Origin of the sequence: Streptomyces sp. RKAG290, from assembly GCF_023701695.1 — a bacterium.
In the GTDB taxonomy this organism is placed as follows: Bacteria; Actinomycetota; Actinomycetes; order Streptomycetales; family Streptomycetaceae; genus Streptomyces.
On sequence record NZ_JAJOZC010000001.1, the window covers coordinates 5,544,223 to 5,562,742 of the forward strand.

Consider the following 18,520-nt stretch of genomic DNA (forward strand, 5'->3'; position numbering starts at 1 on the left):
CGGGGCCGCCGCCGATTCGCCATGTGCCCGATCCGCGGGCGTCACGTCACTTCCGCGCCACCGCGTCGCCCGAGGCGGCGTCCACCACCTTCCGGTCGCCCAGCGGCTGGTCCAGGGTGACCGTACGGGTCAGCTCCTTGGCGATCATGATGCAGACCTTCTTCGGATCCGGCTTCGACTCCGTCACGGTCACCCGCACGGTGCTGCCGTCCTCGCTCGCGCTCGCCTTGTAGGTGCTGCACGCGCCGCCCCAGAACGTCACCGACAGGGTCCGTCCGTCGGCGCTGTACGACCGGATCGCGCCGTTCTTGGCCGTGCCGCCCGTGTCCGGGGTCTTCTCCGACGGGGCGTCCTTCGCCAGATACTTCGGGTCGACCGCGACCTGGGCGACGGTGTTGCCCGTCCCGCCCGACGCCGGCCGGACCGTGAAGATCCAGGACGGGACCAGCAGCTGCTTGCCGTCCACGTACCGCGCCGCCAGACCGAAGACCGCCTTGTCGACCGTCACCGTCGTCGGATCCGCCCCGGTCCGCGCGCCGCAGGAGGTCCCGGACGGCTTCGTGCCGTCCTTCAGCGGCGCCGGGGTGGCGCACCCGCCGACGTTCTTCCGGCCGTCCGACGGCTGTGCGGCGTTCAGCTGCCGCAGTGCCTCGGCCGCGCCGATGACGGGATAGTCGTCGCCCTTCTCCAGGCCCTTCAACTGTCCTCCGCCGCCGACCACTTCACCGTCCGGGCCCACCTGGATCCCGGTCGCCCAGCCGTACGTCGGCAGCCCGTCCACCACTGGATCTGCGTTCACCACCCGTGCCGAGCCCATCAGCTGACCGGCGTCGAGGGCGGCGTCGTCCTGGCCGGCCGCCTTCAGCACCGGCACGGCGGCCGCCTTCGCGGCCTTCTCGCTCACCGGCGATCCGCCGGGAGCCACGTGACTGCTCGAACAGGTCGTCCCGCTCTTGCAGTTGTCCGTCCCCCGGAGCCGTGCCGGGAGAAGGTCCAGGTGCCGGGGGCCTGTTTGCCGACCCGCAGCACCGGGCCGGAGCCGTCGCCGTCGGAGCCCACCTTCCAGGACGGGCCCTCGGCCTGCGGGGTGCCCTGCAGTCCGAGCGCCTTCGCCAGCCGGCTCACCTCGGCCGCGGAGACGGTTCCGTGGGTGCGGTGGACCGCGGCCTCGGACGGGCCGTCCGGCAGCGCTCCGGCCGCGCGGTACACGAGCCGGCCGCCGTGCGGATCGGGTTCACCCGGGGCGATGCCCTCGGGTGGCTGCGAGGTGCCGGGAGAGGACGTGGCCGGACCGCCCGTCCGCTCGTCCAGCGAGAGCAGTGGGGGAGTGCGGCCATCGCTGCCCGCCTGGCCCGCGCTGTCCTTGCTGCCGCTACCGTCCGCCGCGGTGGCGGCCCAGTACGCGCCGCCGCCACCGGCCAGCAGTACGGCTGCCGCCACCGAGGCCACGGCGAGCGGCGAACGCCGCCGGGTACCGGTCACGTCGTTGTCGGGTCGCTCGGTGCTCACCGGATCGCTCCTTCGCCTGCATTGCCGTCATATGCCAGGCCCGGCATATCGCCCGCCCCTCGGGAGCGGACACCGATGGGACGGGGCGGAGGAGCGCACGGTTCCCCCGTGTGACGGCAGTTGCGGCCAGGAGCCCGGTCCCGGGCCGGCCGGCAGCGGTGTCTCAGTCGCCGTAATCCGACATCGCGTCGATCAGCCGGGCCGATGCGGGCGGCACTGTCACCCCGTGGATCAGGGACGGCGCCACCGGGGCGGGCGCGATCTTCGTGGGTACCACCCAGTGCGGAGCCATCCGTGCGCAGTCCCCGCGCAGCTCGGCCAGGCTGGTCTCGGACTCGCGAGGGGCGATGTGGTTAGACATATCCGCACCGTAGGCACCGCAGAGCTCAGGAAGAAAGCCCTACTATCGGGTAGTTTTTCCCCTTCGGGTCCCCGCGTGAACCGGTAGCGTGAACTGTCACGCCGCCCCGGGAACGCGGACACCCGTTCCCTCGACCTCCGCAGGAGCAGTCTTCCCGTGCGTATCGCAGTCACCGGCTCCATCGCCACCGACCACCTCATGACCTTCCCCGGCCGATTCGCCGACCAGCTGGTCGCCGATCAGCTGCACACGGTCTCGCTCTCCTTCCTGGTCGACAACCTGGACGTGCGCCGGGGAGGTGTCGCCGCCAACATCTGCTTCGGCATGGGGCTCCTGGGCACCGGCCCGATCCTGGTCGGCGCCGCGGGCTCCGACTTCGACGAGTACCGCGCCTGGCTCGACCGCCACGGCGTGGACACCGGGTCGGTGCGGATCTCCGAGGTCCTGCACACCGCCCGCTTCGTCTGCACGACGGATGCCGACCACAACCAGATCGGCTCCTTCTACACCGGAGCCATGAGCGAGGCCCGGCTGATCGAGCTGAAGGCCGTCGCCGACCGCGTGGGCGGCCTCGACCTGGTCTCCATCGGCGCCGACGACCCGGAGGGAATGCTCCGCCATACGGAGGAGTGCCGCTCCCGCGGGATCCCGTTCGCCGCGGACTTCTCGCAGCAGATCGCGCGGATGGACGGCGACGAGATCCGCATCCTGCTCGACGGCGCCACCTATCTCTTCTCCAACGAGTACGAGAAGGGGCTCATCGAGTCCAAGACCGGCTGGACCGATGAGGAGATCCTGTCCAAGGTCGGCCACCGCGTCACCACCCTCGGCGCACAGGGTGTGCGCATCGAGCGCGCCGGTGAGGAGCCGATCGAGGTCGGCTGCCCGGAGGAGGACGTCAAGGCGGACCCGACCGGCGTCGGCGACGCCTTCCGCGCGGGATTCCTCTCCGGTCTCGCCTGGGGCGTCGGCCTGGAGCGGGCCGCCCAGGTCGGCTGCATGCTCGCCACCCTGGTCATCGAGACGGTCGGCACCCAGGAGTACACCCTGCGCCGCACCGCCTTCATGGACCGCTTCACCAAGGCGTACGGCCACGACGCCGCGGCCGAGGTCCGCACCCACCTCGCCTAGGGCCTTTCGTTCGGATCATGCCGGGCTCGCAGGTCCGGTGCCGCGCCTCCCGAGTCCGGTGAGGCACGGCACCGTACCCACCCTGATCCGGCCTGATCGGGACGGAAGCCCCTGGTCAGGACAGTCGGCGGACCACATAGGCCGAGCCCCGGTCCGCCGGCTCCTCACCCACGTACTCCTGCTCGCGCATCGCACACCAGGCCGGAATGTCCAGCCGGGCGGCCTCGTCGTCGGACAGGACCGTCACCGTCCCGCCCACGGGTACCTCTCCGATCACCTTTGCGAGCTCGATCACCGGGATCGGGCAGCGCCGGCCCAGGGCGTCGACGACCAGGGAGCCCGCAGGGGAGGAAGAGGGTGCGGGGGCGGCGGCGGGCGCGCCCAGCTTCTCCCGTACCCCTGCCACCACCGCGGGGAGCACCTCCAGGAAGCGGTCGACGTCCTCGCCGCTGGTGCCCGACGGGAGGGACACGCGCACGTTGCCCTCCGACAGCACCCCCATCGCCTTGAGCACATGGCTCGGCGTCAGGGTGCTGCTGGTGCAGGACGAACCGGACGATACGGAGAAGCCGGCCCGGTCCAGTTCGTGGAGCAGGGTCTCTCCGTCGACATAGAGACAGGAGAAGGTGACCAGATGCGGCAGCCGCCGCACCGGATCGCCGACCACCTCCACATCGGGCACCAGTACGGGTACCCGGGCCCTGATCCGGTCCACCAGGGCCCGCAGCCGCACCGATTCGGCAGCCGCCTCCGCCCGGACCGCCCGCAGGGATGCCGCCGCCGCCACGATCGCGGGGATGTTCTCGAAGCCGGCGGCGCGCCCCGACTCCCGCTCGTCGGCCGGTCCTTGGGCGGCGAACCGCACACCCTTGCGCACCGCCAGCAGCCCGACCCCGGCCGGACCGCCCCACTTGTGCGCGCTCGCCGCCAGCAGCGACCAGCCGCCCGGCACCGGCCCCTGGCCCAGCGACTGCGCGGCGTCCACCAGCAGCGGCACCCCCGCCGCCCGGCAGAGCTCGGCGACCTCGGCCACCGGCTGCTCCGTGCCGACCTCGTGGTTGGCGGACTGCAGACAGGCCAGCGCGGTGTCCTCGCGCAGCGCCCGGCCGTACGCCTCCGCGCTCACCGCCCCCGATCGGTCCACCGGCACCTCGGTGACCGTCCCGCCGCGGCTCCCGTGGTCGGCCGCGGAATGGAGCACCGACGAGTGTTCGACCGCCGACACCACCAGATGGCCGCCGACACGCCGACGCCCGGCGAGAGCCCCGGAAATTCCGGAGTGAACCGCCCGGGTGCCCGACGAGGTGAAAGTGAGCTCGTCGGGACGGCACCCGACCCCCTCGGCCGCCGCCTCCCGGGCCGCGTCCAGCAGCAGCCGGGCGCGTCGCCCCTCGCGGTAGAGCCTGGCCGGGTCGGCCCAGCCCTCGTCCAGTGCGGCAAGCAGCGCCTGGCGCGCGACGGGGTGGAGGGGGGCTGCGGAAGCGGCGTCGAAGTAGGGCACCCGGCCACGCTAGCCCGGTCCGGACCCCGGCTCGGGACCGGTCGCCCGCCCGGCCAGGAGAGGGGGCGTCAGATGTCGGCCGGAGGCCCGGATTCCACCCCTTCGGGGAGTCGGGCGGCGCGTTGGGCACCCTCCCCGCGCGGCCCCAAATAGCGTCCAGTAGGGTTTGGTCCGCATAAACATCCAAACCCCTGCCCGCGTCAGGGGCGGCGACCGACAAACGAGACGGGCGCGCCGACCGTGCGGGCGAGACTCTCGGGAAGGCGCTACGTGAGTCCCAACGGCTCCGACCGCTCGTCGCGGCGCCCGATGCGGCGGAAGCTGCCGCAGGTGCTGACTGCGGGCCTGATCCTGGCGACCGCAACCGGTTGCACATACAAGGACTTCCCCCGCCTTGGTATGCCTACGCCGGTAACGGAAGAGGCCCCACGGATCCTTTCCCTCTGGCAGGGCTCGTGGGCGGCAGCGCTCGCCACGGGCGTGCTGGTCTGGGGCCTGATCCTGTGGAGCGTCATCTTCCACCGGCGCAGCCGCACCAAGGTGGAGGTTCCTCCGCAGACCCGGTACAACATGCCGATCGAGGCCTTGTACACCGTGGTCCCTCTGATCATCGTCTCGGTGTTGTTCTACTTCACCGCGCGTGACGAATCGAAGATCCTCGAGCTCACCCCGAAGCCTGCCCACACGGTCAACGTGGTCGGCTATCAGTGGAGCTGGGGCTTCAACTACATCGAGAACGTGGACGGCTCGGCCGCCACGGGCAACGAGGTCCCCAAGGAGCTCGACGCCATCCCGGACCGGTTCCGCAAGGACTTCCCCAAGGGTGCGGACGGCGTCTACGACGTCGGTATCCCCGGGGACCAGAACCCGCAGAACGGCCACCCCGGTCCGACACTGTGGCTGGCCAAGGGTGAGAAGGTCCGTTTCATCCTGACTTCGCGAGACGTCATCCACTCGTTCTGGGTGGTGCCGTTCCTCATGAAGCAGGACGTCATTCCGGGCCACACCAACTCGTTCGAGGTGACTCCCAACCAGGAGGGCACCTTCATGGGCAAGTGCGCCGAGCTCTGTGGCGTCGACCACTCCCGGATGCTCTTCAACGTCAAGGTCGTCTCCCCGGAGCGCTATCAGGCGCACCTCAAGGAGCTGGCGAAGAAGGGCCAGACGGGCTACGTGCCGGCCGGCATCGAGCAGACTGACCCGGCCAGGAATGCGGAGACGAACAAACTGTGAGCATCCTCAATGAACCTCAGGGTGCCGCGGCAGCAGACGACTCGTACGAGGACGAGCTGCCGGTCCGGCGCAAGCAGCCGGGAAACGTCGTCATCAAGTGGCTGACCACCACTGACCACAAGACGATCGGCACGATGTACCTGGTCACCTCGTTCGCCTTCTTCTGCATCGGCGGTCTGCTCGCGCTCTTCATGCGCGCCGAGCTCGCCCGTCCGGGTACGCAGATCATGTCGAACGAGCAGTTCAACCAGGCGTTCACGATGCACGGCACGATCATGCTGCTGATGTTCGCGACGCCGCTGTTCGCCGGATTCGCGAACTGGATCATGCCGCTGCAGATCGGCGCGCCCGACGTGGCGTTCCCGCGGCTGAACATGTTCGCGTACTGGCTGTACCTCTTCGGCTCGATCATCGCGGTGGCCGGCTTCCTCACCCCGCAGGGTGCGGCCGACTTCGGCTGGTTCGCCTACTCCCCGCTGTCGGACGCGGTCCGCTCGCCGGGCGTCGGCGCCGACATGTGGATCATGGGTCTGGCCTTCTCCGGCTTCGGCACGATCCTCGGTTCGGTCAACTTCATCACCACGATCATCTGCATGCGCGCACCCGGCATGACGATGTTCCGCATGCCGATCTTCGTCTGGAACGTCCTGCTGACCGGTGTCCTGGTCCTGCTGGCCTTCCCGGTGCTCGCCGCCGCGCTCTTCGCGCTGGAGGCGGACCGTAAATTCGGTGCGCATGTGTTCGACGCGGCCAACGGCGGCGCGTTGCTATGGCAACACCTCTTCTGGTTCTTCGGCCATCCAGAGGTGTACATCATCGCTTTGCCCTTCTTCGGGATCGTCTCCGAAGTGATTCCGGTGTTCAGCCGGAAGCCGATGTTCGGCTACATCGGCCTCATCGGCGCGACGATCGCCATCGCGGGTCTGTCCGTGACCGTGTGGGCGCACCACATGTACGTCACCGGCGGTGTGCTGCTGCCGTTCTTCTCCTTCATGACGTTCCTCATCGCGGTGCCCACCGGGGTGAAGTTCTTCAACTGGATCGGCACGATGTGGAAGGGCTCGTTGTCCTTCGAGACACCGATGCTCTGGGCCGTCGGCTTCCTGATCACCTTCGCCTTCGGTGGTCTGACCGGCGTCATCCTCGCGTCGCCGCCGATGGACTTCCACGTCTCGGACTCGTACTTCGTCGTGGCGCACTTCCACTACGTGGTGTTCGGCACCGTGGTCTTCGCGATGTTCTCCGGATTCCACTTCTGGTGGCCGAAGTTCACCGGCAAGATGCTGGACGAGCGGCTCGGCAAGATCACCTTCTGGACGCTGTTCGTGGGCTTCCACGGCACGTTCCTGGTGCAGCACTGGCTGGGTGCGGAAGGCATGCCGCGTCGTTACGCGGACTACCTCGCCGCGGACGGGTTCACCGCGCTGAACACGATCTCGACGATCTGTTCGTTCCTGCTCGGCCTGTCGATCCTGCCGTTCCTGTACAACGTCTGGAAGACGGCCAAGTACGGGAAGAAGATCGAGGTCGACGACCCGTGGGGCTACGGCCGTTCGCTGGAGTGGGCGACCTCCTGCCCGCCGCCGCGGCACAACTTCCTCACGCTGCCGCGGATCCGTTCCGAATCCCCGGCGTTCGACCTGCACCACCCGGAGATCACGGCGCTCGAGCAGCTGGAGCACCACTCCGAGGACGACAAGGCCCTCGCCGGCGGCAAGGAGTCGGGTAAGTGAAGATCCAGGGCAAGCTCTTCCTCTGGCTGGCGATCTTCATCCTCGCCATGGCCATCACGTACGGCGTGTGGTCCAAGGAGCCGGCCGGCACGACCGCGCTCGTCCTGGCCTTCGGCCTGAGCGTGATGATCGGCTTCTACCTGGCCTTCACGGCCCGGCGGGTCGACGCGCTGGCGCAGGACAACAAGGAAGCCGATGTGGCGGACGAGGCCGGCGAGGTGGGGTTCTTCTCCCCGCACAGCTGGCAGCCGCTCTCACTGGCGGTCGGCGGTGCGCTCGCCTTCATGGGAGTCATCTTCGGCTGGTGGCTGCTCTACTTCTCGGCCCCGGTCATCATGATCGGTCTGTTCGGCTGGGTCTTCGAGTACTACCGCGGTGAGAACCGCACCCAGTGACACCGCTCCACCCGTGACACCGCTCCACCTGACGGGGGGCCCGCACTTCCACGAGAAGTGCGGGCCCCCCGTTTGCAGTCACCCCGCGCGCTGAAACGGATGAATCTTCTTAGCGTGGGTTCATGAACCACACGCCGCGCATCAGTCCCGTAGTGAGCTGCACTCTGCTGGTCGTGACCCTGGTCGCCGGGGTGACCGCCTGTGGGGAGTCCGACAGCCACCCGCTCTCGGCCAAGCCGTACGACGCGGCGGACGAGATCTCCTCCAACGCCTCCGACGGCGGTGAGAAGGTCGATCCGGACAAGCCCCTCGAAGTCAGCGTGGACGGCGACGACGGCCGGATCACCGACGTGACCGCCGTGGACGCCTCAGGACGCCATCTGGCGGGCGAACTCGACGCCGACGGACACCGCTGGCGCTCCACCGCCCCGCTGGCCGCAGGCACCCGGTACAGCGTCCGGGTCAGCATGGAGGACAGTGACGGCGCCCCAGGCGGGCGCACGCTCTCCTTCGAGACCACCGCCGCCAAGAAGTTCCTGAAGGTCGCCTTCGGCCCGCAGGCGGGCACCTACGGTGTCGGACAGCCCGTTACGGCGACACTCAGCGCCCCGGTCACCGACAAGGCGGCCCGCGCCACCGTCGAGCGCGCGCTGAAGGTGCGCTCCACGCCCGCGGTGACCGGCTCCTGGTACTGGGTCGACGACAAGACGCTGCACTACCGCCCGCAGGAGTACTGGCCGGCGAAGGCCACCATCGAGGTGAGCAGCAACCTGGCCGGCATCAAGGTCACCAACGCGCTGTACGGGGCTCCCGCGAAGGCGTTGAAGATCACTACCGGGGACCGTCTCGAGGCCATCACCGACGCCTCGGAACACTCCATGACGGTCAAGCGCAACGGAGAAGTGATCAACACCATTCCGGTGACCACCGGCAAGCCCGGCTTCTCCACGCGCAACGGCGTCAAGGTCGTGCTGGGCAAGGAGTACTACGTACGTATGCGCGGGGAGACCATCGGAATCGCCGAGGGTTCGAGCGACTCGTACGACCTGCCCGTCTACTACGCGACCCGGGTCACCTGGAGCGGCGAGTACGTGCACGCGGCCCCCTGGTCCACCGGATCGCAGGGGAACGCGAACGTCAGCCACGGCTGCACCGGCATGAGCACCAGCGAGGCCGAGTGGTTCTACAACACCGTGCGCGAGGGCGACATCGTCAAGGTCATCGGCAGCGAGGGCGAGACCATGACGCCGTTCGACAACGGCTACGGCGACTGGAACCTGTCCTGGGCCAAGTGGCAGCAGGGCAGCGCACTGCAGAACGACAACACGCCGGAGCGCGTCGACACGGTCCAGGCGGCGCGGCTGCGCCCCCAGGTCTGACCGGCCAGGGGAGTGCGCTGCCCCTCGGAAGGATCAGCGGGAGAAGGAAGACGGGCCGGCGGCCCCTCAGGCCTCCACGGCGAGCCTGCTGCGCAACAGGGCGGCCAGGGCGTCCGCGAACTCGACCGGCTCCACCGGCAGGGTCACCGCGGCGTCCGCGCGGCTCCAGGTCGCCAGCCAGGCGTCCTGCGGGCGCCCGATCAGGAGCAGCACCGGCGGGCAGCGGAAGATCTCGTCCTTGATCTGCCGGCAGACGCCCATGCCGCCCGCAGGGGCCGTCTCGCCGTCCAACACGCAGACGTCGACGCCTCCGTGGTCCAGCGCGTCCAGGACGGCGGGCAGGGTGGCGCACTCCAGGAATTCCACCGGCGGCACGTCCGCCGCAGGCCTGCGCCCAGCTGCCAGCCTCACCTGCTCACGGGTGTGTGCGTTGTCGCTGTAGACCAGGACCGTGGCGGTCGGCTGCATTGTTCCTCCGTGACATCTGTGTCTTCGGGGCTTTCGGGGCATGAACCGATGCGCGGATCGTACTCCGCCCGACAGCCTGTCAGCACCGCCCGGGACAGCGGATCCATGGGCCGTTCGGGCAGGACACACCCCTCTGACACACCGAACGGCACCCCCCGGAGTGAGGGCGGGATAAGCGACCGACATAATGTCGGTCGTGGCGACAGCAACGACAGTAGAAACCGGGCACGCGCACCCGTCGGTCAATCGGCCGAACCTCACCAGCGTCGGAACCATCATCTGGTTGAGTTCCGAGCTGATGTTCTTCGCGGCCCTCTTCGCGATGTACTTCACCCTGCGATCGGTGACCGGACCAGATCACTGGAAGGAAATGGCGTCGGCCCTGAACTTCCCGTTCTCGGCGACGAACACCACGATCCTGGTGCTCTCCTCACTCACCTGCCAGCTCGGCGTCTTCGCCGCGGAGCGTGGCGATGTGAAGAAGCTCCGTACCTGGTTCGTGATCACTTTCGTGATGGGTGCGATCTTCATCGGAGGCCAGGTCTTCGAGTACACCGAGCTGGTGAAGAAGGACGGCCTCTCGCTGTCCTCGGACCCGTACGGCTCGGTGTTCTACCTGACCACCGGCTTCCACGGCATGCATGTGACAGGCGGCCTGATCGCCTTCCTGCTCGTCCTGGGCAGAACGTACGCAGCCAAGAGGTTCACCCATGAGCAGGCGACCGCTGCCATCGTCGTGTCCTATTACTGGCACTTCGTCGATGTCGTGTGGATCGGCCTCTTTGCCACGATCTACATGATCAAGTAGCCGGGCCCGAGCCCGAACCACATCCGCATCGAAGCAGAAGATCCTGACACCGGGGTAATCCGTGAAAAAGCTCTCCGCACGACGACGCCATCCGTTGGCGGCGGTCGTCGTACTACTCCTCGCGCTGGCGGCCACCGGGGGGCTGTACGCCGCGTTTGCGCCCGCGAGTAAGGCGCAGGCCGACGACACCGCCCAGTCCCTCGCCATCGACGAGGGCAAGAAGCTGTTCTCCGTCGGTTGCGCCAGCTGCCACGGAACCGGCGGTAAGGGAACCACAGACGGCCCCTCGCTCGTCGGCGTGGGTTCCGCCGCCGTGGACTTCCAGGTCGGTACGGGCCGTATGCCGGCGCAGCAGCCGGGTGCCCAGGTACCGAAGAAGAAGGTCATCTACAACCAGGCCGAGATCGACCAGCTCGCGGCATACGTCGCGTCGCTCGGCGCCGGCCCGATCGTCCCGACCAAGAGCCAGGTCAGCCCCGATGGTGCTGACGTGGCCAAGGGCGGCGACCTGTTCCGTACCAACTGCGCCCAGTGCCACAACTTCACCGGTGAGGGTGGTGCCCTGACGAAGGGCAAGTTCGCCCCCAGCCTTGAGGATGTGGACCCGAAGCACATGTACGAGGCCATGCAGACCGGCCCGCAGAGCATGCCGTCCTTCCCCGACACGACGATGCCCGAGCAGCAGAAGAAGGACATCATCGCGTACGTCCAGACCGTGAACAGCTCCAAGGCTGAGAGCCCCGGCGGCCTCAAGCTGGGCGGTCTCGGTCCGGTCAGCGAGGGTCTGTTCGGCTGGATCTTCGGACTCGGCGCACTGATCGCAGTTGCCGTCTGGGTCGCGGCCCACACCGCTAAGGCCAAGAAGTCATGAGTAGCCAAGAGATTCCAGAAGAGAACCTGCCTGCAGAGCAGGACCCCGCGCACGGCGCGGTAGAGGGTGCGGGCGATCCGTTCGCCGACCCGGGGCTGCCGGCCCACCAGCCGCGCATCCAGGACATCGACGAACGGGCCGCGGACCGGTCCGAGCGCGCGGTCGCGTTCATGTTCACGCTGTCCATGCTGGCGACGGTCGGCTTCATCGCCTCCTACGTCATCTTCCCGGTCGACAAGATCGTCTACATCTTCCCGTTCGGCAACGTGAGCGCGCTCAACTTCTCCCTGGGGCTGACCCTGGGCGTGGCGCTCTTCGCGATCGGCGCGGGAGCCGTCCACTGGGCGCGCACCCTGATGTCCGACGTGGAGGTCGCCGACGAGCGGCACGCGATCTCGGCCGAGCCCGAGGTCAAGGCGAAGGTTCTCGCCGACTTCGCGGCCGGTGCCCAGGAGTCCGCGTTCGGCCGGCGCAAGCTGATCCGTAACACCATGTTCGGCGCGCTGGCCCTGGTGCCGCTCGCCGGTGTGGTGCTGCTGCGCGACCTCGGTCCGCTGCCGGAGAAGAAGCTCCGCTCGACCATGTGGGCCAAGGGCAAGCAGCTCGTCAACATGAACACCATGGAGCCGCTCCGCCCCGAGGACGTCGTCGTCGGTTCGCTCACCTTCGCCATGCCCGAGGGCCTGGAGGAGGACGCGGAGGACTTCCAGAAGCAGATCGCCAAGGCCGCGCTCATGATCGTCCGCATCGAGCCGGACAACATCAAGGACAAGCGCGAGCGCGAGTGGGCCCACGAGGGCATCGTGGCCTACTCGAAGATCTGCACCCACGTCGGCTGCCCGATCAGCCTGTACGAGCAGCAGACGCACCACGTCCTCTGCCCGTGCCACCAGTCCACCTTCGACCTCTCCGACGGCGCCCGCGTCATCTTCGGTCCGGCCGGTCACGCCCTCCCGCAGCTGCGGATCAGCGTGAACAGCGAGGGCAACCTCGAGGCGCTCGGTGACTTCGAAGAGCCCGTCGGTCCTGCATTCTGGGAGCGCGGATGAGTACTTCGACCGACACGAAGCGCAAGGCGCCCGCCGGTGAGCGGGTGGCCGACTGGGCGGACGGCCGGCTCGGGATCTACTCCCTGGCCAAGTCCAACATGCGCAAGATCTTCCCGGACCACTGGTCCTTCATGCTCGGTGAGATCTGCCTCTACAGCTTCATCATCATCATCCTCACGGGTGTGTATCTGACGCTGTTCTTCCACCCGAGCATGAACGAGGTCGTCTACCACGGCCAGTACGAGCCCATGCAGGGCATCCGGATGTCCGAGGCCTACGCCTCGACGCTGGACATCAGCTTCGACGTCCGCGGTGGCCTGCTGGTCCGGCAGATCCACCACTGGGCCGCGCTGATCTTCCTGGCCGGCATGTTCGTGCACATGATGCGCGTGTTCTTCACGGGTGCGTTCCGCAAGCCCCGTGAGATCAACTGGATGTTCGGCTTCCTGCTGTTCGTCCTCGGCATGTTCACCGGGTTCACCGGTTACTCGCTGCCGGACGACCTGCTGTCGGGCACCGGTGTCCGCTTCATGGAGGGCGCGATCCTGTCCGTGCCGATCGTCGGCACGTACCTGTCGATGTTCCTGTTCGGCGGAGAGTTCCCGGGCGGCGACTTCGTCGCGCGGTTCTACTCGATCCACATCCTGCTGCTGCCGGGCATCATGCTCGGCCTGCTGGTGGCGCACCTCATCCTGGTCTTCTACCACAAGCACACGCAGTTCGCGGGTCCCGGCCGGACCAACAAGAACGTCGTGGGCATGCCCCTGCTGCCGGTGTACATGGCGAAGGCCGGAGGGTTCTTCTTCCTGGTCTTCGGCGTCATCGCCGCCATCGCGGGCATCGCCTCGATCAACCCGATCTGGGCCATCGGCCCGTACCGGCCGGACCAGGTCTCCACCGGCGCCCAGCCCGACTGGTACATGGGCTTCTCCGAAGGCCTGATCCGTGTCATGCCGGGCTGGGAGATCAACCTCTGGGGTCACACGCTCGTCCTGGGCGTGTTCATCCCGCTGGTCATCTTCCCGCTGGTGCTGGTCGCGATCGCCGTCTACCCGTTCATCGAGTCCTGGGTGACCGGCGACAAGCGCGAGCACCACATCCTTGACCGGCCGCGCAACGCACCGACGCGCACGGCCTTCGGTGTCGCCTGGATCACGGAGTACTTCGTGCTCCTGGTCGGTGGCGGGAACGACCTGTGGGCGACCCACTTCCACCTGTCGCTCAACTCCATCACCTGGTTCGTGCGGATCGCGTTCTTCGTCGCACCGGTCCTCGCCTTCATCGCCACCAAGCGGATCTGCCTCGGCCTTCAGCGCCGGGACCGGGAGAAGGTGCTGCACGGGCGCGAGTCCGGGCTCATCAAGCGCCTGCCGCACGGTGAGTTCGTCGAGGTCCACGAGCCGCTGGCACCCGCCCAGCTGCACACGCTCACCGCGCACGAGCAGTACAAGCCGATCGATCTCGGCCCGACGGTCGACGAGAACGGTGTCGAGCGCAAGGTGTCCGCGGTGCAGAAGGTGCGTGCCAAGCTCAGCAAGGGCTACTACGGCGAGAACAACCAGATCGCCAAGCCCTCCGCCGAGGAGTACAAGGAGATCACCAGCGGCCACGGCCACCACTGATCGCCTGAACTGATCGCCACAGCAGGAGCCCCGTCCATCGAATGGACGGGGCTCCTCGCTGTCCCCCGGGGCTCGATAGGGTGGCCACATCCCTTTATCGGCTGTGGACCCAGGAGCGGACCATGAACGTTGTGACCCCGGCAGGCGGCGACAGCGTGGCGGCTCGTTCCTGGCCGGGCGTGCTGACCCCGCTGCTGCGCGGCGAGGACCTCGGCGCCGACGACACCGCGTGGGCGATGGACCGGATCATGAGCGGTGAGGCCACCGACGTGCAGATCGCCGGCTTCGCGGTGGCCCTGCGCGCCAAGGGCGAGACCGTCACGGAGGTCACCGGCCTGGTCCGCGCGATGTACGAGCACGCCACCACCATCCACGTGCCCGGCCGCACGGTCGACATCGTCGGCACCGGCGGCGACATGGCGAAGACGGTCAACATCTCCACCATGTCCGCGATCGTCGTGGCGGGCACCGGAGCCAAGGTCGTCAAGCACGGCAACCGCGCCTCGTCCTCGGCCAGCGGTTCCTCCGACGTGCTGGGCAAGCTCGGCGTCAATCTGGACCTGCCCCCGCAGCGCGTCGTTGAGGTGGCCGAGGAGGCGGGCATCACCTTCTGCTTCGCCGTGAAGTTCCACCCCGCCCTGCGGTACGCCGCGAAGGCGCGGGCGGAGCTCGGTGCCCCGACCACCTTCAACATCCTCGGCCCGCTCACCAACCCGGCCAAGGTGCGCTCCCAGGCGGTCGGGGTGGCCGACCTGCGGATGGCGCCCATCGTCGCGGGCGTCCTCGCCGAGCGGGGCAACTCCGCGCTGGTCTTCCGCGGCGACGACGGTCTGGACGAGCTGACCACCACCGCGACCTCCCGGGTCTGGGTGGCCCGCAACGGCGTCGTGCGCGAGGAGTCCTTCGACCCGCGCGACGTCGGCCTGGAACTGGTGCCGGTGGAGGCGCTGAGCGGCGCCGACGCCTCGTACAACGCGGATGTGGCCCGCCGGCTGCTGGCCGGCGAGCTGGGCCCCGTACGGGATGCCGTGCTGCTCAACACGGCGGCGGCGCTGGTCGCGCTGGACCCGGGGGAGGGCACGCTCACCGAGCAGCTCGCCGCCGGGATCGTGAAGGCCGCCGAGTCGATCGACTCGGGGGCGGCCGGGCGGGCGCTGGAGAGATGGGTCATGGCCAGCAACGCCTGAGGGCACCGAACGCAGGCAGGGCGCAGTCCAGATCTTGGACTGCGCCTTGCGCGTTCCGGCACGTATGGCAAGATGCTGCGCAGGTCATGAGTGACAGCGACTACGGCCCCGGCCCGCTGTCCGGCAACCCTCCGTCCGTGGCGGGGTGCCCCGGGTGAAGACCAGGCCGTAGGCAGCGAGGTCTGCGGCAAGCGCGGACCCCTCGACGTCGTGAGATGTCCACCCGTGGGGTCCTGGTCCTCAGGGAGCCTCTGTGAGCAAGCGAATGCGATAGGGCTTTTCGGCCCTTCTCCGCACACCCTTTTCTTCCTTCCGTGCTGCCGCGTATCCGCAGGCACGCGGAATTCGCCTGCCTGTTACGGGAGTTCGTCATGTCTGTCTTCGCCGCTGCCACCGACCAGTCCATTTGTGCCCCGCTGCCCGTCCTGGGCGAGGATGTGACGGTTCCGCTGGTGACCGGCGGTGAGGTCACGTACGCCGCGCTGGACTACGCGGCCAGCGCCCCCGCCCTGCAGCGGGTGTGGGACGACGTGGCCGCGTACGCCCCGTACTACGGCAGCGTCCACCGCGGAGCCGGTTACCTCTCGCAGCTGTCCACGGACCTCTTCGAGAGCAGCCGCGTCACCGTCGCGGAGTTCCTCGGATGCCGGGCCGACGACCAGGTGATCTTCACCCGCTCGACCACGGACTCGCTCAACCTGCTGGCCGCCGCGCTGCCCGCCGACTGTCAGGTCTTCGTCTTCGAGACCGAGCACCACGCGTCGCTGCTGCCCTGGCGCGACGCCCGGGTGACCTACCTCAACGCCCCGCGCACCCCCGCCCAGGCCGTGGCGACGCTGGAGCGGGCACTCGCCGAGCGGGACCCCTACGGCCCCGCGCTCGTCTGCGTCACCGGCGCCTCCAACGTCACCGGCGAGCTGTGGCCGGTCAAGGAGCTCGCCGCCGCCGCGCACGCCCACGGGGCGCGGATCGTGCTGGACGCCGCGCAGCTGGCCCCGCACCACCCCGTCGACATCGCCGAGCTGGACGTCGACTGGGTCGCCTTCTCCGGACACAAGCTGTACGCGCCGTTCGGCTCGGGCGTCCTCGCGGGCCGCTCCGACTGGCTGCGCGACGCCGAGCCCTACCTGGCCGGCGGCGGAGCCTCCCGCAAGGTCGCCCGGCGCACCGACGGCGGGGTGGACGTCGAGTGGCACACCACCGCCGCCCGCCACGAGGCCGGCTCGCCCAACGTCATCGGCGTCTACTCCATCGCCTCCGCCTGCAAGGCGCTCACCGAGGCGGGGTTCGACAACCTGGTCGCCCGTGAGCAGCAGCTGGTCTCCGAGGTCCGCGCCGGACTCGCCGGGGTGCCCGAGGTCAAGGTGCTCTCGCTGTTCGGCGACGACGCCCCGCGGGTCGGCGTCATCTCCTTCGTGGTGGAGGGCTGGAACAGCTCGCACTTCGCCGCGGCGCTCTCCGCGGAGTACGGCATCGGGGTGCGCGACGGACTGTTCTGCGCCCACCCGCTGGTGCGCACGCTGCTCGGCAGCGACCCGCAGGAGGTCGGCGAGTGCGGCGCGCCGGAGGCCGAGCCGGGCGAGCGCTCCCTGAACGCCATCCGGGTCAGCTTCGGCGCCGGCACTCCGGACGAGCACATCGAGCGCTTCGTGCGGGCCGTGCGGGAACTGGTGAGCGAGGGCGCCCAGTGGAAGTACCGCACCGAGGACGGCCGTTGCGTCCCGGACCGGGGCACCGCCCAGGTCTGAGCAGCCGCAGACACGTCGGCCGGGTACGGACAGCTGTCCGTACCCGGCCGACGTGCGTGCGTGCCACTGATCCAAACGAGAGGCCCTAGCCGTCCAGGCCGATGGCGAAGGCCGCCTCCAGGTCGTGCTGCGAGTACGTACGGAAGGCCACGTGGGTGTCGGTGCCCTGGACGCCGGGGATCTTGCTGATCCGGCCGGGAATGACCTCGGCGAGATCGTCGTGCTTGGCCACCCGGACCATGGCGATAAGGTCGTACGTACCGGTGACCGAGAAGACCTCGCTGACGCTGTCCAGCGACGCGACGGCCTCGGCGATCTCGGGAATCCGGTCCACGCTGGTTTTGATGAGCACGATCGCGGTGATCACGGCTGGCTTTCTCCCTCGGTGGCCGTGGCTGGAGATCTCACTCTAGCGTCACGCCGGAAGCGTCCCCAGGCGTAGAGGAAGCCGACGGCGAAGCCGACCACATGGGCGAGGTAGGCCACGCCGGGGCCGCTGCCCGCGCCCTCGGCGGCCAGCCATTGCAGGACGAACCAGAAGATCAGCACGATCCACGCGGGGAAGCGCAGCGGCAGGAAGAGCAGGAACGGGAACACGCTGGTGACCCGGGCCCTGGGGAAGAGGTAGAGGAAGGCGCCCAGGACCGCGGAGATCGCCCCCGACGCGCCGACGAGCGTCTGGTCGGACGTGGCGTGCGCGGCCGCGTAGGCGAGCAGCGCGAGGTAGCCGCAGCCGAGGTAGAAGAACGCGAATTCGGTGTGGCCCATGCGCTCCTCGGCCATCGCCCCGAACACGTACAGGAACAGCATGTTGCCGAGCAGGTGCAGCCAGCTGCCGTGCACGAAGAGTGCGGTGAGCGGGGTGAGCACGGCATGCGCGGAGCCGTCCCACAGCTCGCTCGGGATCACACCCCAGTGTTCGAAGTACCCGGCCTGAGCGGCGAGCAGGGCGTCCCCGGTGCCGTAGACCGGGTTGAATCCGGAGAGCGGACTGATCACGAAGACCACGGAGCACAGGGCGATGAGGGCGTACGTCACCGGCGGTCCGCCCGAGGTGGCCGCCCGCAGGATTCTGCCGGCCGCAGCCCGCCGATCGATCATGAACAGAGCATGACGCAAGCGGAGGGAACGGGACAGACCGCCTCGCCGTGCCGGTGGGATGCGACGAGGCCGTAGGGTTACGGCAGGACATCCGCAGTTCGACGGCGCACCGCGAGATCCTTATGTGGCAGGACGAGGCTCGAGACAAGAGGACGCAAAGATGACGACGGTTCCCCAGCCGACCGACGCGACCCGCTGGCGCTGCACGCTCTGCGGAAACCTCACGCGTTTCGACGTGACGCGCTCCTCGAAGGTCGTCGAGTACGTCCACCTCGACCTGGCCGGGGAGTCGAGTGTCGAGGAACGCGAGGTGGTCAGTGAGACCATCGAGTCGGTGCGCTGTCGTTGGTGCAACGCGGTGGACCAGATCGAACTAGTCGACAGGCCGGGTGCCGACTCCTGACGGGGCCGTGCGTACATACAG

General features: G+C 68.7%; 17 protein-coding genes, 1 pseudogene and 1 riboswitch. Of the genes and pseudogenes, 12 read left to right on the forward strand and 6 right to left on the reverse strand.

Annotated features, from left to right (window positions below; all coding sequences use genetic code 11):
- Nucleotides 1–46: 46 nt before the first annotated feature.
- Together LNW71_RS24430 and LNW71_RS24435 are read right to left on the reverse strand one after the other, a co-directional pair.
- Nucleotides 47–1,509 (reverse strand): annotated as a pseudogene (locus tag LNW71_RS24430) (hypothetical protein).
- A 163-nt stretch (nt 1,510–1,672) separates the two neighbouring features.
- Nucleotides 1,673–1,870, reverse strand: a complete 198-nt coding sequence (locus tag LNW71_RS24435) for a hypothetical protein (protein ID WP_250970193.1) — start codon at nt 1,868–1,870, stop codon at nt 1,673–1,675.
- A 156-nt stretch (nt 1,871–2,026) separates the two neighbouring features.
- Between LNW71_RS24435 and LNW71_RS24440 the strand changes: the two genes are divergently transcribed.
- The gene (locus LNW71_RS24440) at nt 2,027–3,001 is read left to right on the forward strand and encodes a carbohydrate kinase family protein (protein ID WP_250970194.1); all 975 of its coding nucleotides are present in this window, start codon (nt 2,027–2,029) and stop codon (nt 2,999–3,001) included.
- A gap of 115 nt (nt 3,002–3,116) precedes the next feature.
- On the opposite strand, the gene LNW71_RS24445 is transcribed toward LNW71_RS24440, so the two are convergent.
- Nucleotides 3,117–4,502 (reverse strand): cysteine desulfurase/sulfurtransferase TusA family protein, encoded by a 1,386-nt coding sequence (locus LNW71_RS24445; protein ID WP_250970195.1) that lies wholly within the window; start codon nt 4,500–4,502, stop codon nt 3,117–3,119.
- A gap of 270 nt (nt 4,503–4,772) precedes the next feature.
- Here LNW71_RS24445 and coxB point away from each other — a divergent pair, with 270 nt between their 5' ends.
- From coxB to LNW71_RS24465, 4 genes are all read left to right on the forward strand, one after another.
- Complete coding sequence (gene coxB, locus LNW71_RS24450; RefSeq protein WP_250970196.1) at nt 4,773–5,735, forward strand: cytochrome c oxidase subunit II; 963 nt, start codon at nt 4,773–4,775, stop codon at nt 5,733–5,735.
- Nucleotides 5,732–7,468 carry a cytochrome c oxidase subunit I gene (gene ctaD / locus LNW71_RS24455; protein WP_250970197.1) on the forward strand — a complete coding sequence of 579 codons (1,737 nt, stop codon included), beginning with the start codon at nt 5,732–5,734 and terminating at the stop codon, nt 7,466–7,468. The genes coxB and ctaD overlap by 4 nt, the downstream gene beginning before the upstream one ends.
- Nucleotides 7,465–7,863: a cytochrome c oxidase subunit 4 gene (locus tag LNW71_RS24460; RefSeq protein ID WP_250970198.1), complete on the forward strand. Its 399-nt coding sequence runs from the start codon at nt 7,465–7,467 to the stop codon at nt 7,861–7,863. Before ctaD ends, LNW71_RS24460 begins: the two co-directional genes overlap by 4 nt.
- Before the next feature lie 122 nt (nt 7,864–7,985).
- A complete protein-coding gene (locus tag LNW71_RS24465; protein ID WP_250970199.1) occupies nt 7,986–9,242 on the forward strand; it encodes an Ig-like domain-containing protein in 1,257 nt (418 codons plus the stop codon).
- Between the two features lie 66 nt (nt 9,243–9,308).
- Here the strand turns inward: LNW71_RS24465 and LNW71_RS24470 are convergent, their stop codons facing one another.
- A complete protein-coding gene (locus LNW71_RS24470) occupies nt 9,309–9,710 on the reverse strand; it encodes a hypothetical protein (protein ID WP_250970200.1) in 402 nt (133 codons plus the stop codon).
- Between the two features lie 187 nt (nt 9,711–9,897).
- Between LNW71_RS24470 and LNW71_RS24475 the strand changes: the two genes are divergently transcribed.
- The 6 genes from LNW71_RS24475 (at nt 9,898) to LNW71_RS24500 (ending at nt 16,995) form a co-directional block, all read left to right on the forward strand.
- A complete protein-coding gene (locus LNW71_RS24475) occupies nt 9,898–10,518 on the forward strand; it encodes a heme-copper oxidase subunit III (protein WP_250970201.1) in 621 nt (206 codons plus the stop codon).
- A 61-nt stretch (nt 10,519–10,579) separates the two neighbouring features.
- A complete protein-coding gene (locus LNW71_RS24480) occupies nt 10,580–11,389 on the forward strand; it encodes a c-type cytochrome (RefSeq protein ID WP_250970202.1) in 810 nt (269 codons plus the stop codon).
- Complete coding sequence (locus tag LNW71_RS24485) at nt 11,386–12,438, forward strand: ubiquinol-cytochrome c reductase iron-sulfur subunit (protein ID WP_250970203.1); 1,053 nt, start codon at nt 11,386–11,388, stop codon at nt 12,436–12,438. Before LNW71_RS24480 ends, LNW71_RS24485 begins: the two co-directional genes overlap by 4 nt.
- Nucleotides 12,435–14,060 carry a cytochrome bc complex cytochrome b subunit gene (locus LNW71_RS24490; protein WP_250970204.1) on the forward strand — a complete coding sequence of 542 codons (1,626 nt, stop codon included), beginning with the start codon at nt 12,435–12,437 and terminating at the stop codon, nt 14,058–14,060. Before LNW71_RS24485 ends, LNW71_RS24490 begins: the two co-directional genes overlap by 4 nt.
- Before the next feature lie 122 nt (nt 14,061–14,182).
- A complete protein-coding gene (gene trpD / locus LNW71_RS24495) occupies nt 14,183–15,247 on the forward strand; it encodes an anthranilate phosphoribosyltransferase (RefSeq protein ID WP_250970205.1) in 1,065 nt (354 codons plus the stop codon).
- Between the two features lie 82 nt (nt 15,248–15,329).
- Nucleotides 15,330–15,447: riboswitch (SAM riboswitch) on the forward strand.
- A 171-nt stretch (nt 15,448–15,618) separates the two neighbouring features.
- Nucleotides 15,619–16,995 (forward strand): aminotransferase class V-fold PLP-dependent enzyme, encoded by a 1,377-nt coding sequence (locus LNW71_RS24500; protein WP_250970206.1) that lies wholly within the window; start codon nt 15,619–15,621, stop codon nt 16,993–16,995.
- 85 nt (nt 16,996–17,080) lie between these two features.
- Here the strand turns inward: LNW71_RS24500 and LNW71_RS24505 are convergent, their stop codons facing one another.
- Together LNW71_RS24505 and LNW71_RS24510 are read right to left on the reverse strand one after the other, a co-directional pair.
- Nucleotides 17,081–17,362 carry an Lrp/AsnC ligand binding domain-containing protein gene (locus tag LNW71_RS24505; RefSeq protein WP_250970207.1) on the reverse strand — a complete coding sequence of 94 codons (282 nt, stop codon included), beginning with the start codon at nt 17,360–17,362 and terminating at the stop codon, nt 17,081–17,083.
- Nucleotides 17,359–18,096 carry a rhomboid family intramembrane serine protease gene (locus tag LNW71_RS24510; RefSeq protein ID WP_250970208.1) on the reverse strand — a complete coding sequence of 246 codons (738 nt, stop codon included), beginning with the start codon at nt 18,094–18,096 and terminating at the stop codon, nt 17,359–17,361. The genes LNW71_RS24505 and LNW71_RS24510 overlap by 4 nt, the downstream gene beginning before the upstream one ends.
- Nucleotides 18,097–18,256: 160 nt before the next feature.
- On the opposite strand from LNW71_RS24510, the gene LNW71_RS24515 reads away from it, so the two are divergent.
- Nucleotides 18,257–18,499, forward strand: a complete 243-nt coding sequence (locus LNW71_RS24515; RefSeq protein ID WP_018555472.1) for a hypothetical protein — start codon at nt 18,257–18,259, stop codon at nt 18,497–18,499.
- The last annotated feature ends 21 nt before the right edge of the window (nt 18,500–18,520 follow it).